The organism is Bacillus sp. SH5-2, assembly GCF_008368905.1.
GTDB classification, from domain to species: domain Bacteria; phylum Bacillota; class Bacilli; order Bacillales; family Bacillaceae_G; genus Bacillus_A; species Bacillus_A luti.
Genome location: NZ_QOSD01000020.1, coordinates 352,220 through 367,821, shown reverse-complemented (window position 1 = coordinate 367,821; position 15,602 = coordinate 352,220). Strand labels below are relative to the sequence as shown.

The window sequence follows — 15,602 nt, the reverse complement described above, 5'->3', positions numbered from 1 at the left end:
TTTGTAAAGACATCCGTACAACTTAACGTTTTACTTCAAATAATAAATTAATGTTCGTTTTCAATACTCGTTCTAGCTGCTTTTTTTGTTTTTCAGCTTGCACTTTTTCTGCTAATGTCGATTCCTCACATAAAATTCTAAATGTTAGTCCTTCTTTGCTTTCCGTTATAAATATCGTATCAACAAGCAATCTTTGTCTTACATTTAAAGCAGCCGAAAACTGTAAAACAGCTCCTAATAGACGAACCTTTTTTTGTTCACTTTTATCGAACCAACCTTCAAATGGAGATAAATGTTGTTTAAATAACACTTTTGATTTATAAGATGCAATAAGCGCTAATCTCACTCGATCTTTATGCATCATGCCGTCAATCGTTTTATTCGCTAATAAATAAAACGTATGTAAACGGCTCGCTTCATCGTCTATATATTTTCCTATATTAAATACTTTCGCTGCTTGATGAAATACTTCCCAGTCTTTTTCTGACATCGAAATAAGACCCACTTCTTCAATCTGTTGACAAATCATTCTTCCATGTTTAATAAGTTGAATAACAAACTCCATGTCCATCTCATACTCATGTGATAGTAAATGTAAACTTTCTTCAACTACATTTGGATAGTATGAAACCCCTAAATATTTCGTTAATTCTTCATAGAAAACACCTTCTCTTAATCCCTTTCTACTTAATACAAATGCTGGTGCCTCTATAACATTAACAAGTGTATGAAATACCTTGACCGCTGGTACAATTGTATCCGCTCTATCTTTTGCTAAACCTTCTAACTTTTGCAGTTCTACGAACGACAGTTTCTCCAATTCATCTTTTACATTTTTAATATCTTCTTCCTTCATTTTGTATAAATGTAATCCTGCTATAGGATAACAACTTAAATTTTGATGAATTTTCACCATATTTCTTGCACTACCGCCAATTGCAATAAGAGGCAATTTTTTATTGATTAACCACGGTAATGTCTGAAATTGATATTCTAAATACTTTTGAATCTTCTCTAGCTCATCTTCAGTTGGAATATCCCCTTTAATAAAGTGTTGCTTTAAAGACAGTGCCCCAAAAGGAAAGCTATGATACTCTAAAATCTCTCTGTTTCGGAAATATGTAACTTCAGTACTTCCCCCACCAATATCTACTGTAATTCCTTCAGTGAATGAAGTTGAATTCATAACTGCTAAATAGCCGTAACGTGCTTCTTCATATTCTGATAACACTCTAAGAGTGAAGTCTGTTTGCCCCTCAACAAGTTTTTTAATTTCATATTGATTCTCAGCCTGTCTAATTGTTGCAGTTGCAACACAAAGTACATGATGCAACTGATGGAATCGCGTACTTTCTTGAAATTGAAATAATGTTTGTAACAAGACTTCTATTCCTTCTTCAATGAGCACACCGTCGACTAAGTAATTCCTTAACCGCGCAACCACTTTCGTATTTTCAATCTCTTTATAAAAACCTCCGTTTTGCTTTTCATAAATAACTAAACGCATTGTATTGGATCCAATATCTATAATGGCATATTGTTGTTTTAATATTTCTTTCAAACTTCTCACTCTTTCATTATCAAATTTCTAAAACACATTCTATTACTATTATACAAAATAGTTGTTTTTTGTAACAATATTGCTTTAATATTGAAAATATATACAATCACTTTTTGCATATAATAAAAACCTATTTATTTATGGTATAATAATGAAAAATTGAAAGGAGATTCAATATGAAACCTTCACAACCACAATCTCAATTACAAAACCAACATTCTATTAATCGACTAGCTCAATCTATTTTCGTTGTGAATCGTCATGCTAAAGCTGCAACTAATCCTAAATATTTATACTGGTTAAAAAAGACGGCTTTAGAACGTTTAATTACTGAAAAAAAAGCGATTAAAGAAGGACTACATTTTTCTAGAAATCCACGTTTTAGCCAACAACAATCTGATGTTCTTATACGTTTAGGCGATTATTTTTTCCATATCCCTCCTACGAAAGAAGATTTTCGAATCCTACCACATCTTGGTCATCTTGAATCCTCCTATCGAAATCCGAAAACAACCTTATCTTTAACAGTAGCAAAAAAAACACTTCAAGATTATATTGGTCCTGAAGCACTGAAACAAGAAAAAAAATTAAGTGAACCTGTTCCATGGTATAGCCGTACTTATACAAAAAAATAAAACAGTTTTGCTCTCTTCTTTAATTTTAATATTTGCTTCTTTATAAAAAGCTACTTTTTCTGTATTGTAAGATTTTGTGAATTCATTAAACTTATCTTTTTCTAATTCAATATCTTTATAAGATTGATTTACAGTCTTTACTTTCTCACTAATATCTTTTAATTTTGCACCCTTATCTTGTAACATTGTATATAATTCTTTTTCTTGTTTTAAAGATTTATTATAGCTGTCATACATCTTGTTAAATGAATCATGTCGTTTCTCATACGTGTTTTTCACTTTATCCGCTTGATCTTTCAATTTCTTATCTTCAATCTTCTTCACATACTTATCAGCAGATTTCACTTCTTCTTGTGCTTTATTTAAAACCTCTTTTTCTTTTGTAAGCACCTTTTCTCGTTCAGCTGTATTTTTCACTGCTTGATTCAGCTTTTCCTTAACGGCCTGATTATTATCTTTTCCTTCTTGAACAATCTGATTATATAGCTCTTGTCCTTCTTTTTCTAAAGTCTCAAGTTTTTTAGCATCTTCAAACATTGTTTTTTCTTGCTTTGCAGCATTTTCAAATGCAACATATAATTCCTCTTCTGGTTTCGGTCCGAAACAACCGGCTAGTAAAGTCATTGATAATGCAGTTACAATTGCTAATTTACTATATTTCAACATCTTTTCCTCCTACTAATAAACGATCATCGTGTAAAAGAACTATGAAATGTATGTACTTTGTTACACACTTCACACTCGCATCTTTTTTACGAAGATCATTGGTATTGTTTATCATGTTTGTACACATGTATTACTTGAAATTACGTTTTACGTCATTCTCTTTGAAATATCTAGCAGCTTCATATCCATCTTTAAGTAACAATTTACTTTGTACTTTTAAAAACTAATTACACTATGTATTACATGTAAGTACAACGGAATTCACCAAACCTATAATAATTTGAAGAACAACAGTAATAATTCACCTGATAAAAGATGATCGTTGGTCTCTCACGTCTATCATTCTATCATTCCCTTTCCCGTTTTCTATCAAATAATCCTTCTGTTCATTTTACACAGTACAAATGCTATACCGCAACAACTCACAAATATTCTTTTTATTTCCTAAAAAGGAAAAGTGTAGAGCATGCTTTCCTCTACACTTTTAAAATGAAACACATTGTGCAAAATGCATTGACACATCCATTATAATTATATGCCTATTTCATATATTTTTAAAGACTTTTATTACAAGGGAAGTTCTTTTTGTAATAAAAGTCAAAAAAATGTTACAATCAAAACTTCTTTATATCATACTTCTTTAAATCAAAGTTTCACTCATTTCCTTGTACATTTCTATAATGATACAGTTGATTTTGCGCCTTTCTTAACAATTCTTCAAAAGTTTTCCCTTCTACTGGATAACTAGCAGCTCCAAATAGTAGAGTCATACTTAACAAGCCATTTTCTATTTCACTTTCAATATTTTTCATTAATCGGTTTGTTATTGTCGACTTTTCATGTCCGTTATCAATCGCCACAATAACATACTTATTTTCATCCCACTTTGTAACGACATCCCCTTTACGAATTGTCTTTACAATCGTACTCTCCAATTTTTGTACTAACACCTCCAATTTTTTTTCTTGCACTGTTTCTTTTAGTCCTTGCCATTCTTTCACAGAAAGAATGTACACAGTAATATTATGAGAATCCCGCTCTGATAAAGCAGCTACTTTCTCAAAAAAATCAACTACAAAATCATTACTTGCCATTCCTCCTACTTCCGTAGCCATACGTCCACTCGCTCTTTTATCATACCAATGTCCAAAATAATAGCTGAGTAGCATTTGCAATATATAAATAATAAAGACGGTATAAAATGATCGCGAATCCAGTTTTGTAATTACATCCTGAAGCGCAATCCATTCTGTAACTGCCACTGTGTTCCCAAGTAATAATCCACTAATTTTCCCTTTATGTTTCATACTTCTCCTCCCTTCTATACCAATATATGTTTCTATAACAATAATGTTTTTCTACAAAATAAAAAATGTACATATTAGATGTACATTTCCGCTTAAGCTTGTCTACCATTTCTATCCTATTTCATATATATACTATATATCGTTTTTAGAAAGGAGTGACCTATATGCTACAAAAAGAAAATCTATCAGATGCTATGCGTTTACTAGCAGGGTTTCTATTATCATTAAAATTACTATTTACCTCTTTTGGAATAAACTTTATTACCAACGATCAAATTGACGCTATTGTAAATGTTGTTTCCTTTCTTTTCATTCTATATTTTGGTTATAAAAATAATTATGTAGGAAAAAAAGGAATCGAACAAAAAAAATACTCAAAAAGCACAACCTTCACTAAAAAAGGAACCTTTCATACAGGTTCCTTTTTATCATTGCCGCACCACAACTTCATTTGTTTGCAGTGGACCATATGATACTCCGTTATATTGAAATGTATATGTAGCCTGAAATAATGCGTTTTTGAGTGCTTTATCTTTATTTGCTTTTATTTTACAAATTAATTCTACCTTCTCATTCGGTAATAAATTATCGATTCTCCACCTTACAAGCTGGAACAGAAACTCGCTCATCCCCTTATCAGCCTTTAATGAATTTGGAATATATGCAAAATAATCTCGAATCATATGACTTACTATAACTCGTGAAATCATTTCCATTCCTTTATTTTTAACTTCAATTCGAATAATAAGTATGTCGTTTACATCATAGGTCAGTTCATATGAAAATTTTTCTTTATACATACTACGGATTTGTAATGTAACTGCTACATTAGGACATTCGTTTTCCTTCTTGGAACCATCAATCCACAATACTGGTTGTAGCGGTATCGAATACCTTCCTTGATCCGAAATTCGTTTCCATATTTTCATAATATATATTCACCTCATTTCAGATGTATCATCCATACAACCTTATTCCGCCTCCCTGCACAATGAACTGCGAAAATTACTAAACCTTATTACAAAGGATATTTAATATTTCTCTTCCTTTTATCCTATTCGACAATATAAAGAAAAAACCATTTTTCCTCTATTAACAGTGGGGCTTCTTACTAAAATATTTTTTTACAATTTCCTTCATTGACTTTACAACAATACTAAGTATTGCTCTCTCTTTTTCTGTCCATACAAAAAATATTTTGACGGAAGAAAAAGTTTGCCTTTTAGTCAAATTTGACTATAATATTCTTTATGCATGGCAATGTACTTATGTAAGAAGATTCAGGAGAAACTATACTTTAGATTTTTATGTGCTACATTCAAAACTTAATGTAGTTTACTTATTATTAAAGGAGGGTTATATTTGGAAACACAACTATCAAAAAAAGAATCTAACCATACAAAATTTGTTGTTGCTGGTTTACTACTTGGTATTTTAATGGCAGCAATGGATAATACAATCGTTGCGACAGCAATGGCAACGATTGTCGGGGACCTAGGTGGATTTGATAAGTTCGTTTGGGTTACATCGGCATACATGGTAGCAACAATGGCAGGGATGCCGATTTTCGGAAAACTTTCTGACATGTACGGACGGAAACGCTTTTATATTGGTGGACTTATTCTATTCTTATTTGGTTCTGCACTTTGCGGGACAGCTTCAAGTATTGAGCAACTAAGTATTTATAGAGCTATTCAAGGTATTGGTGGTGGTGCTCTTATGCCTATCGCCTTTACAATTATGTACGACATATTCCCACCTGAAAAACGCGGGAAAATGACAGGATTATTCGGTGCCGTTTTTGGAACATCTAGTGTATTTGGACCTTTATTAGGTGCTTATATTACGGACTATATAAGTTGGCATTGGGTCTTCTATATTAATATTCCATTAGGGCTTATCTCCTTCTTCTTCATTACGAAATACTACAGCGAATCTCTAGAATTTAGAAAACAAAAAATTGACTGGGCCGGTGCTATTACACTTGTCATTAGTATCGTTTGCTTAATGTTTGCATTAGAACTTGGTGGTAAAGAATATGCATGGGATTCCACTGTAATTATCGGTTTATTTACTACTGTTGTTGTTATGCTTATTATTTTCTTCTTCGTAGAACGAAAAGCGACTGAGCCTATCATTTCTTTCCATCTATTTAAAAAGCCTTTATTCGCAGCTAGCCAAGGCGTTGCCTTTTTCTACGGTGCCGCTTTTATCATCTGTACCGTCTATATTCCTATCTTCGTTCAAGGTGTTCTCGGTGGTTCAGCCTCAAATGCTGGATTAATTTTAACACCTATGATGGTTGGCTCTGTAATTGGAAGTCAAACTGGCGGACAGTTAGCTTCTCGAACAAGTTATCGTAACATTATGATGGCATCTGGAGTTTTCTTCGTTCTTGGTATTTATTTACTAAGTACTTTAACAATGGACACACCACGTGTACTCGTAACGCTATTTATGGTTCTCGCCGGAATTGGTGTTGGTTTCTCGTTTTCAGTTTTAAGTATGTCTTCTATCCACAAATTAGAAATGAGAGACCGTGGTTCTGCTACATCAACAAATTCATTCTTCCGTTCACTCGGTATGACTCTTGGTGTAACGATTTTCGGTACAATTCAAAATCATATTTTTACGGATAAACTAAACACTGTGTTCCCTCCTGAACTAGCAAAATTAGCCCCAAAGGGCGGCGACACAAGTTTCTTATTATCGCCAGGTGCTACCGATAAAATACCCGCTGAAATATTAACTGGCATTAAAGAAGCGCTCGCTACATCCATTGCAAGTACATTCTTCTGGGCGCTTATCCCGGCTGTATTAAGTATTATTTGTATTTTACTAATGGGAAATGAACGCCTCTTTACAGGGCCAAAAACGAAACAAAAACAAAAGCAAAAGCAAGTAAGTTAATCTAGAAAAAAGTAACGGCATATCCTTTATGTAAAAGGATATGCCGTTTATAATATGTATACAAATAAAACTTTAATCAGTCGTTTTTTCACGTCCACTGGTTATTAGCCTTTACAAAAAGTAATAAAGTTTCTATATAGGAGTTGAGACAGCATGAGTATGAAATTAGTCATTCTCGGCTTGCTGCTCGAAGGGGATAAACATCCATATGAAGTGCAGCACATAATGAAAGAAAGACAAATGGATTGTTATATTAAATATGCAAAAGGATCACTCTACTACGCCTTCGAGCAATTAGAAAAGCAAGATGCAATTCGTATTACAACTATTGTTCGAGATACGAATAGACCAGATAAAACAATCTTTCATATAACAGAAACAGGTAAACAGTTATTTCATACGTTACTATTAAAACAATTCGAAGCAAAAAACCAAATATATAAACCGATCTATTCAGCACTCTCTTTCGCTCATTTTGGTGATGATCAAGAGTTAGTTCCTATCTTAGAAAAAAAGAAAAATGACACCATTCAATATTTACATAACATGCAAACTATATATGATAGTAGCAAAGGACACATCCCGCGTGCACAGCGATATATTTTGCAAAGCGTTATTGAACATATTACAGTCGAATTGCAATGGTTAAATACCCTCCTTACAGATGCAATTGCAGGACGACTTTCAGAAATTGATATAGATAGAAGTTAAGCCTATCAAGAAGATATAATTCTTCTTGATAGGCTTAATCCAAATTTCATTTCAATTTTTATACCTCCATTTACTATTTTTTATTTCAGAATATTTTTAATAATAAGAAATAAAAACTTTGAAATTTTCTTATTTTAAAATGGTAGACAAAATTCCGAAAATTGTGTTAGAATTTGTTTCAATATCATATCGCTTGTTAAATTCCTTTCAAAAGGAAAATAGGTACACGAACATTTCGTTTCGTGTTTAAAAGGGAAGCTTGGTGAAACTCCAACACGGTCCCGCCACTGTAAATGCTGAGATTTCTTTTTGATGCCACTGTGAAAACGGGAAGGTGAAAGAAATTATATGAAGCATAAGTCAGGAGACCTGCCTATTTTAACAACACTGATAGATTCACGGATGATGATGAGGTGTTAAAACAAAAAGGAAGGCTTATTTTTCTATGCCTTTATACTTTTTGTTATAAGTATTTCCTAGTAAACGGAAATGCTTACTTTCAATTAGGGAGGAATTTAATAAAATGGCTATTCAAACAAGTAACTTAGGTTATCCACGTATTGGACTACAGCGTGAATGGAAAAAAACATTAGAAGCTTTTTGGTCCAATAAAATCAATGAAGAACAATTTTTAACAACAATGAAAGAAATTCGCCTTCAGCACGTAAAAGCACAGCAAGAAAAAGGAATTGAATTAATTCCAATCGGCGATTTTACATATTATGATCACGTTCTGGATACTGCTTATATGTTAGGATTTATCCCATCACGTTTTTCTGAGTTTACATCTTATCTTGATGTATATTTTGCAATGGCACGTGGCTCTAAAGATCATGTCGCCTCTGAAATGACAAAATGGTTTAACACAAACTATCATTATATAGTTCCAGAATATGAAGAGGGATTACAAATCTCATTAAAAGACAATCGTCCACTTCGCTTATATGAAGAGGCAAAACAAGAATTAGGTGTAGATGGAAAGCCTGTTATTTTAGGTCCATATACTTTCTTAAAATTAGCAAAAGGTTATAAACAAGATCAATTTGCTACTATTTTAAAGCAATTAGTTGCACCGTACGTACAACTTCTTTCAGAACTACATGCAGCAGGTGCACAAATCATTCAAGTTGATGAACCGATTTTCGCTTCTTTAACAAAAGAAGAGATTCAACAGGCAAAAGAAGTTTATGAAGCTATTCGTAAAGAAGTTCCAAACGTAAATCTTCTTTTACAAACATATTTTGATAGTGTGGTAGAAAACTATGAAGAAATCATCACATTCCCTGTATCTGGTATTGGATTAGATTTCGTTCACGGTAAAGAAGGTAATCTACACGCTATTTCAAAGTATGGATTCCCAGCTGATAAAACTTTAGCTGTCGGTTGTATAGATGGTCGTAACATTTGGAGAGCTGATCTGGATGAAGTTCTTACGTTATTTACAGCGTTACAGAAACAAATCCAAACAAAGAATTTAATCGTTCAGCCTTCTTGTAGCTTATTGCATTCACCAATCGATAAAACCGAAGAAACCCACTTATCGACTGAGTTATTTGATGCATTAGCATTTGCAAACCAAAAATTAGAAGAGCTAGTTCTTATTCATTCTGCTCTGACTCAAGGTACAGAAAGCATTAGTAAAGAGCTAGAAGCATATCGCAATGTACACCATACAATTCGTTCATCTGCTGCACGTAACCGAGAAGATGTCAAAGCAGCAAGAACAGCACTAAAAGAAGAAGATTTTTCACGTCCTCTTCCATTTGAAAAACGATACGAATTACAACAAGTTGCCCTGCAGTTACCATTGTTACCAACAACAACTATCGGTAGCTTCCCGCAAACAACTGAGGTTCGTCAAACAAGAAAAGAATGGCGTAACGGCATTCTTTCAAATGAACAATACGAACAATTTATTGAAAAAGAAACAAAGAAATGGATTCGCTACCAAGAAGAAATCGGTCTTGATGTTCTTGTTCATGGTGAATTTGAAAGAACTGACATGGTCGAATATTTCGGTGAGCGCCTCGCTGGTTTCTCCTTCACTAAAAATGGTTGGGTTCAATCATATGGTTCTCGTTGCGTGAAACCACCTGTCATTTATGGTGATGTAGCCTTTATTAACGGAATGACTATTAAAGAAACTGTTTATGCACAAAGTTTAACAGATAAAGTTGTAAAAGGAATGTTAACAGGACCTGTTACGATTTTAAATTGGTCCTTCGTTCGAAATGACATCCCAAGAAAAGAAGTTTCATATCAAATTGCATTAGCTCTTCGCCATGAAATCGAATTACTTGAATCTTCTGGAATTAGAGTGATCCAAGTCGATGAGCCAGCACTTCGTGAAGGAATGCCATTAAAAGAAAAAGATTGGGATGCTTATATTACATGGGCAGTACAGTCCTTCCTTTTAGCAACTTCTTCTGTAGCAAACGAAACACAAATTCATACGCATATGTGTTACAGTAACTTCGAAGATATTGTTGATGCGATTCGTGCTTTAGATGCAGATGTAATTTCTATTGAAACATCAAGAAGTCACGGAGAATTTATTGATACACTAAAACATACAACATATGAAAAAGGTATCGGTCTAGGTGTATATGATATTCATAGCCCACGTGTACCAAGCAAAGAAGAAATGTTTAAAATCGTAGAACAATCTTTACAAGTATGCGATCCTAAATATTTCTGGATTAATCCTGACTGCGGTTTAAAAACGAGAAGAACAGAAGAAGTTATTCCAGCTTTAGAACACATGGTGCAGGCTGCAAAAGATGCTCGTTCCTTGTTGAAAACAAACGCATAACAAAAATGGGTTATCCTTTTCTCAGGATAACCCATTTTTTATTCTTTACTTTCAAAAAAGAACTCGTATTGTATTTTATATAATTCATCATCCGTTGGCTCTTCAAGTGGAATTGCCTGTAATACGACTGTATACTCCCCATTTGGAATGGGGATTTGAAATTTATTTGAAAGAATACTCGTGACAACGACATATTCATTTTCAACTGTAAAAGGAACCGTAATCGTTCTAATCACTTCTTCTTTCTCAATATGTTTCCCGCAAGTCACTTTTACTTCACAAGTATAGTCAGAGATTGCTTCAAAAATAACAGTTCCATCCGCCTTCGCATAACCTCTTTCAAAATCTTCATCCGTCCAGTCAACGTAAGGCTGATCACCATCGTAGTTCATCAACATTAATTGCGAGTACGAAATTGTTAACTCCATCGTTCCCCTCCTGCTTCATTATGAAATATGCAACTACTACTTCACATCAAATTTCACACGCGTACCATCTGGATATTTATCTAACTTATTCCCTACCCAAGAACCTGCTCCGCGGTTATCTGCTGGACTTATATATTCAATATGCGCTCCTTTGCCGCCCTCTTTACACATCGCCATCGGCCATTCATCGCGGTCATACCCTTTTTTTGATGGATATGGCGCTAACGATAATTTTCTTCTATCCGCAGCACCACCGCGATCGATTGTACAAACTTCTGAATGTCCTTCTTTTATAGCATTCGTAATATGTTTCCCTGTCTCTGGATATCGCTCTTTCGGAAATTCTAGAACTTGATCATACGCATTTGTTTTTTTGATACTTGTTTCCTCTGGAACAAGTACTTCATAAACCGCTACTACAATAGAAAGAATTGCAATAATTGAAATGATAATACCTTTTAATTGCTTCATGTATACCTCCGTGATTCTACCAGTTTCTTTTCCTCAGTTATTATAACAAACTTCTCCTGTATATGTTTTCAGACATTATTTTAGCGCAACCTTGCTATTTCGCCAAAAACACTCATTTTTCCTCACCATTTCTCTAATGCTGTAGAAAACTAATAACCTTCCGACATTCTTTTTCAAAGGAAGTCTTCATAAAAGATTGAAATGATATATACGATACTTTTTGGGGAGGAAATATCATGGAAGCTATGTATAAAACGAAAGATGTCACGAATAAAACAGGCATCCCAAAACATATAGTCCGAAAATATAGTCAAATCTTAGAGGAACATGGGTATATTATTTCAAAAACAGCCGATGCCCGTATTTATAAACTGGATGATTTAAAGCTATTAAAATCTATACATGAAAGAGCCGCTACATTACAGGAAGATATTTCAGAAACAATACCTATTATTTTAAAAGAAAAAGAAGCTCCACCTGTGCCTATTATTCAAGAGAAACAAGAAGTACAATCAACAGAAAAAGAAGATGGACGTAATTTTGAAGAATTCATGTTAAAACTAGAAATGCTCGCTCAGTTAAATGAAGCAATTATTCATCAAAATTCTACCCTTATTACACAAAATCGTTTGAAAGATGAAAAGCTAGATGAATTGATGCAACAAGTTTATGTAAAAGAAGGTTCTCAAGAAAAAATGTTACAAGAATTAGTTGATCATGCCGCTCAAACAGATGAACTCCAAAAAGAAAAGATGGACTTATTAATGAATCATATGTATAAACGGGAATCCAAACAAGAAGAAAAAATGAACAAACTAGTAAATCAAATTTATAATAAAGACAGCAACCGCGATGCACAACTTATGCAAGTTATCCGTGAAATTCAAGAAACAAAAAGATTAGTCGCCGCATCAAAAGAACAAAGTTTCTTTCAATCATTTAAAAGTTTATTTAGCCGAACAAAACAAGAAAAAACAAATGAATAAAATTTCCTATATAAAATAAAAAGTTACCTTCCATCGGTAACTTTTATTCCTTATTTCTTACAGCTGGCAATATAATAATCGCTTCAGTTCCCTTTCCACTTTCGCTTTTATATTCCAGTGTACCATTATGCGCTTGTAAAATACTAAATGTTACCATAAGTCCTAATCCTGTCCCTTTTTCTTTTAAAGAATAATATGGTTGTCCAAGTCTTGCTAACTGTTCTTTTGTCATTCCAACACCACTATCTTTAACTCTTATTACAATTGTTTCATCTTTTTGAATAGCAGTTACCTTTAAATATCCTTTATTTCCTTGAATTGCTTCAATACCATTTTTAACAACATTCATAATAGCTTGTTTCAATTTTGTCTTATCACCGATCGTATAAAGGCTCTCAGAAATCTCAACTTGTAAATATACACCTTGCATCGCTGCAAATGATGACATAAGGGTGGTCATTTCTATTAATTGTGCGGATAAACAAATGTGTTCTTTTTTTTCAATTTGTGGTCTTGCTAAATTCAAATAATCTGAAATAATTTGCTCCGCCCGATCCAATTCAGCTAATACGAGACGCATATAATCCTTATTCTTCACATCTTCTGTGCTTTCTAACAATTGGATAAATCCACGAACAACAGTGAGCGGATTTCGAACTTCATGTGCAACACTTGCTGCTAACTCACTGACAATATTAAGCTTTTCCGATTTTTGCATCTCTGTACGTAATAATGCGTTTTCATTTAAATATTCCGTTAAATACACTTGAAATACCATAGTCATAACCATAATAAGCGAAGCAAATATAAACCCGTTATATAGTTGAGAAACATATGGTGTAAAACCTTTTTCTAACAGTACATTCACCATACCAAATACTAAAGATACAAGTACGTAAAATGATGAAATCATAAATGCTAAAATTAGCTTCTTGTCTCTTGAAAAAAGAGACCATTTCTTGGATAAGAATAGTGGCACTATCAATAGAAACATGACTTCTACGACTGGGAGGATATTCATTCCCTTTAGTACCCATTCATATGCAACAAAAATAATGGCTGGAATTAAACCAACAATCCCACCATATAAAAAGCCACTAACAATTGGGATTGGATGAAAGTTATACCCGCAAACGTTGCCAAAACAAATAGAGTATGTCATGGAAAGAACAAGTGTCACGCTAGATAAAAACATAATAAAGTAGCGGTTCGGCTTCGGAGGCATTTCTTGATAACGATTTAAACGAATGGCTTCATATAAAAATAGCGGTAATATAATGATGGCAATTTGAATCATTAAATCACGGATAAGCTCCATAGCCTCTCATCCCCTATATGTATTTTGATATGATTATATCATTTTATAAGTTTATTTGTTTTAAAATTTTGATTTTTCTTAACATATTTGTTAATTCTTTGTTAACAACACATAATAATTGTTACAGATTTTCGAAATGATTGTAAACCCTGTACCAAATTTCTTTCGGGCAGTATACAATGAATACGGATTACAAAGAAAATATAAAAATACTTCACGATACGGACAACTATAGCAAAATACAGCATATAATCCATACTATCTATGTTTACAAATAAGTGATCATTACTTTAGTAGGAGGAAGATAAATATGGCGGGTACTACGCTTGTTTTAAAAGAAGAAAATTTGGTTGTTCTAGAAAATGTTGAAAAATCAGTATATGAAGAGTTACAGCATAAAGCAGGAGATGAAAATTGCACATGTGCTGTGAACGAATCAGTTGTTCACCTTGGCAAAGTATCCTCTGTACTTTGGAATGAAGATGAAATAGATTGGGAATACGGATATTAAAAAGTCGCTTATAGCGGCTTTTTTCTCTTTTCTCTCTCTTTCTACATAACATATACAAAGCGTAATCATAAAAAATATGATAAAATGAACTTAATTTTCAAACGGAAGAAAGGGAGATACAATGGAACAATTCATTAATCCTAGAGTGAAGGACATCCAAATTTCTGGAATCCGTCAATTCTCTAATCTGATTCAAAACTATGATAATCTTATCTCTTTAACAATTGGGCAACCTGATTTTCCTACACCTTCTCTCGTAAAAGAAGCGGCAAAACGGGCCATTACAGAAAATTATACAAGCTATACACATAACGCTGGGTTACTAGAATTACGCAAGGCAGCTTGTAGCTTCTTAAAAGATAACTACGATTTACATTATTCACCTGAAAACGAAACCATCGTTACAATCGGTGCTAGTGAAGCAATTGATGTTGCATTCCGTACAATTTTGGAACCAGGGACGGAAGTAATTTTACCTGCACCTATTTATCCAGGATACGAGCCCATTATTCGATTATGCGGTGCAACGCCTATTTTTATAGATGTTCGTGAAACCGGATTCCGTTTAACAGCCGAAGCGCTAGAAAATGCTATTACAGACAAAACAAGATGTGTTGTTTTGCCATACCCTTCTAACCCAACTGGTGTAACATTATCAAAAGAAGAACTAAAAGATATTGTAGATGTTTTAAAAGATAAAAATATTTTCGTCCTTTCTGATGAAATTTATAGCGAACTTGTATATGGACAAAAGCATACATCTATTGCTCATTTCCCAGAAATGCGCGAAAAAACCATTGTTATTAACGGTTTATCAAAATCCCATTCTATGACCGGCTGGCGCATCGGCCTTCTATTCGCGCCAAATTATTTAGCGGGGCACATTTTAAAAGTTCATCAATACAATGTAACGTGCGCTACTTCAATCGCTCAATATGCTGCAATCGAAGCATTAACAGCTGCTAAAGATGCACCAAAGATGATGCGCCATCAATACAAAAAACGCCGTGATTACGTATATAATAGACTCATTCAAATGGGATTAAAGGTTGAAAAGCCAACAGGTGCATTTTACTTATTCCCCTATGTTGGTCATCTAACATCTTCATCATTCGATTTTGCGCTTGACCTTGTAAAAGAAGCTGGGCTAGCTGTCGTTCCTGGAACAGCATTTTCTGAATATGGTGAAGGCTACATTCGCTTGTCCTATGCATATAGTATCGAAACTTTAAAAGAAGGCTGCGATCGATTAGAGGCCTTTCTAAAACAAAAAGCTAAGAGTTAAA

Annotated in this window: 14 protein-coding genes, 1 pseudogene and 1 riboswitch; of the genes and pseudogenes, 8 read left to right on the top strand and 7 right to left on the bottom strand. The window is 33.6% G+C overall.

The window, feature by feature from the left end; genetic code table 11:
- Positions 1–22: 22 nt before the first annotated feature.
- Positions 23–1,561 carry a Ppx/GppA family phosphatase gene (locus DN410_RS17110; protein WP_149177374.1) on the bottom strand — a complete coding sequence of 513 codons (1,539 nt, stop codon included), beginning with the start codon at positions 1,559–1,561 and terminating at the stop codon, positions 23–25.
- Between the two features lie 176 nt (positions 1,562–1,737).
- Here DN410_RS17110 and DN410_RS17105 point away from each other — a divergent pair, with 176 nt between their 5' ends.
- A complete protein-coding gene (locus tag DN410_RS17105; RefSeq protein WP_000804868.1) occupies positions 1,738–2,196 on the top strand; it encodes a YkyB family protein in 459 nt (152 codons plus the stop codon).
- Here the strand turns inward: DN410_RS17105 and DN410_RS17100 are convergent.
- Together DN410_RS17100 and DN410_RS17095 are read right to left on the bottom strand one after the other, a co-directional pair.
- Complete coding sequence (locus tag DN410_RS17100) at positions 2,149–2,862, bottom strand: YkyA family protein (protein WP_149177373.1); 714 nt, start codon at positions 2,860–2,862, stop codon at positions 2,149–2,151. The genes DN410_RS17105 and DN410_RS17100 overlap by 48 nt on opposite strands.
- Before the next feature lie 653 nt (positions 2,863–3,515).
- Positions 3,516–4,169, bottom strand: coding sequence for a diguanylate cyclase domain-containing protein (locus DN410_RS17095; RefSeq protein WP_149177372.1), 654 nt, complete (start codon positions 4,167–4,169; stop codon positions 3,516–3,518).
- A gap of 164 nt (positions 4,170–4,333) precedes the next feature.
- On the opposite strand from DN410_RS17095, the pseudogene DN410_RS17090 reads away from it, so the two are divergent.
- Positions 4,334–4,566, top strand: a pseudogene (locus DN410_RS17090) (SPP1 phage holin family protein).
- Between the two features lie 31 nt (positions 4,567–4,597).
- Here DN410_RS17090 and DN410_RS17085 read toward each other — a convergent pair.
- Positions 4,598–5,098: a hypothetical protein gene (locus DN410_RS17085; protein WP_149177371.1), complete on the bottom strand. Its 501-nt coding sequence runs from the start codon at positions 5,096–5,098 to the stop codon at positions 4,598–4,600.
- A gap of 433 nt (positions 5,099–5,531) precedes the next feature.
- On the opposite strand from DN410_RS17085, the gene DN410_RS17080 reads away from it, so the two are divergent.
- The 3 genes from DN410_RS17080 to metE all read left to right on the top strand — a co-directional run bounded on the left by DN410_RS17080 (position 5,532) and on the right by metE (position 10,602).
- On the top strand, positions 5,532–7,079 hold the full coding sequence (locus tag DN410_RS17080) for an MDR family MFS transporter (RefSeq protein WP_149177370.1): 1,548 nt from the start codon (positions 5,532–5,534) through the stop codon (positions 7,077–7,079).
- 153 nt (positions 7,080–7,232) lie between these two features.
- Positions 7,233–7,790 carry a PadR family transcriptional regulator gene (locus DN410_RS17075; protein WP_149177369.1) on the top strand — a complete coding sequence of 186 codons (558 nt, stop codon included), beginning with the start codon at positions 7,233–7,235 and terminating at the stop codon, positions 7,788–7,790.
- Positions 7,791–7,993: 203 nt separating this feature from the next.
- Positions 7,994–8,181, top strand: a riboswitch (cobalamin riboswitch).
- Between the two features lie 132 nt (positions 8,182–8,313).
- On the top strand, positions 8,314–10,602 hold the full coding sequence (metE, locus tag DN410_RS17070; protein WP_149177368.1) for a 5-methyltetrahydropteroyltriglutamate--homocysteine S-methyltransferase: 2,289 nt from the start codon (positions 8,314–8,316) through the stop codon (positions 10,600–10,602).
- Between the two features lie 38 nt (positions 10,603–10,640).
- Here metE and DN410_RS17065 read toward each other — a convergent pair whose 3' ends face one another.
- Both DN410_RS17065 and nucA read right to left on the bottom strand, forming a co-directional pair.
- Positions 10,641–11,030 carry a competence protein ComJ gene (locus tag DN410_RS17065; protein ID WP_149177367.1) on the bottom strand — a complete coding sequence of 130 codons (390 nt, stop codon included), beginning with the start codon at positions 11,028–11,030 and terminating at the stop codon, positions 10,641–10,643.
- Between the two features lie 36 nt (positions 11,031–11,066).
- Positions 11,067–11,501 (bottom strand): DNA-entry nuclease, encoded by a 435-nt coding sequence (gene nucA, locus DN410_RS17060; RefSeq protein ID WP_071713153.1) that lies wholly within the window; start codon positions 11,499–11,501, stop codon positions 11,067–11,069.
- Positions 11,502–11,737: 236 nt separating this feature from the next.
- On the opposite strand from nucA, the gene DN410_RS17055 reads away from it, so the two are divergent.
- Positions 11,738–12,487, top strand: a complete 750-nt coding sequence (locus DN410_RS17055; protein ID WP_149177366.1) for a DUF3967 domain-containing protein — start codon at positions 11,738–11,740, stop codon at positions 12,485–12,487.
- Positions 12,488–12,530: 43 nt separating this feature from the next.
- Here the strand turns inward: DN410_RS17055 and kinB are convergent, their stop codons facing one another.
- Positions 12,531–13,805 carry a sporulation sensor histidine kinase KinB gene (gene kinB / locus DN410_RS17050; protein WP_149177365.1) on the bottom strand — a complete coding sequence of 425 codons (1,275 nt, stop codon included), beginning with the start codon at positions 13,803–13,805 and terminating at the stop codon, positions 12,531–12,533.
- Between the two features lie 310 nt (positions 13,806–14,115).
- Between kinB and DN410_RS17045 the strand changes: the two genes are divergently transcribed.
- Positions 14,116–14,316 carry a hypothetical protein gene (locus DN410_RS17045; RefSeq protein ID WP_000929277.1) on the top strand — a complete coding sequence of 67 codons (201 nt, stop codon included), beginning with the start codon at positions 14,116–14,118 and terminating at the stop codon, positions 14,314–14,316.
- Positions 14,317–14,437: 121 nt separating this feature from the next.
- On the top strand, positions 14,438–15,601 hold the full coding sequence (locus tag DN410_RS17040) for an aminotransferase A (protein WP_149177364.1): 1,164 nt from the start codon (positions 14,438–14,440) through the stop codon (positions 15,599–15,601).
- Position 15,602: the final 1 nt, after the last annotated feature.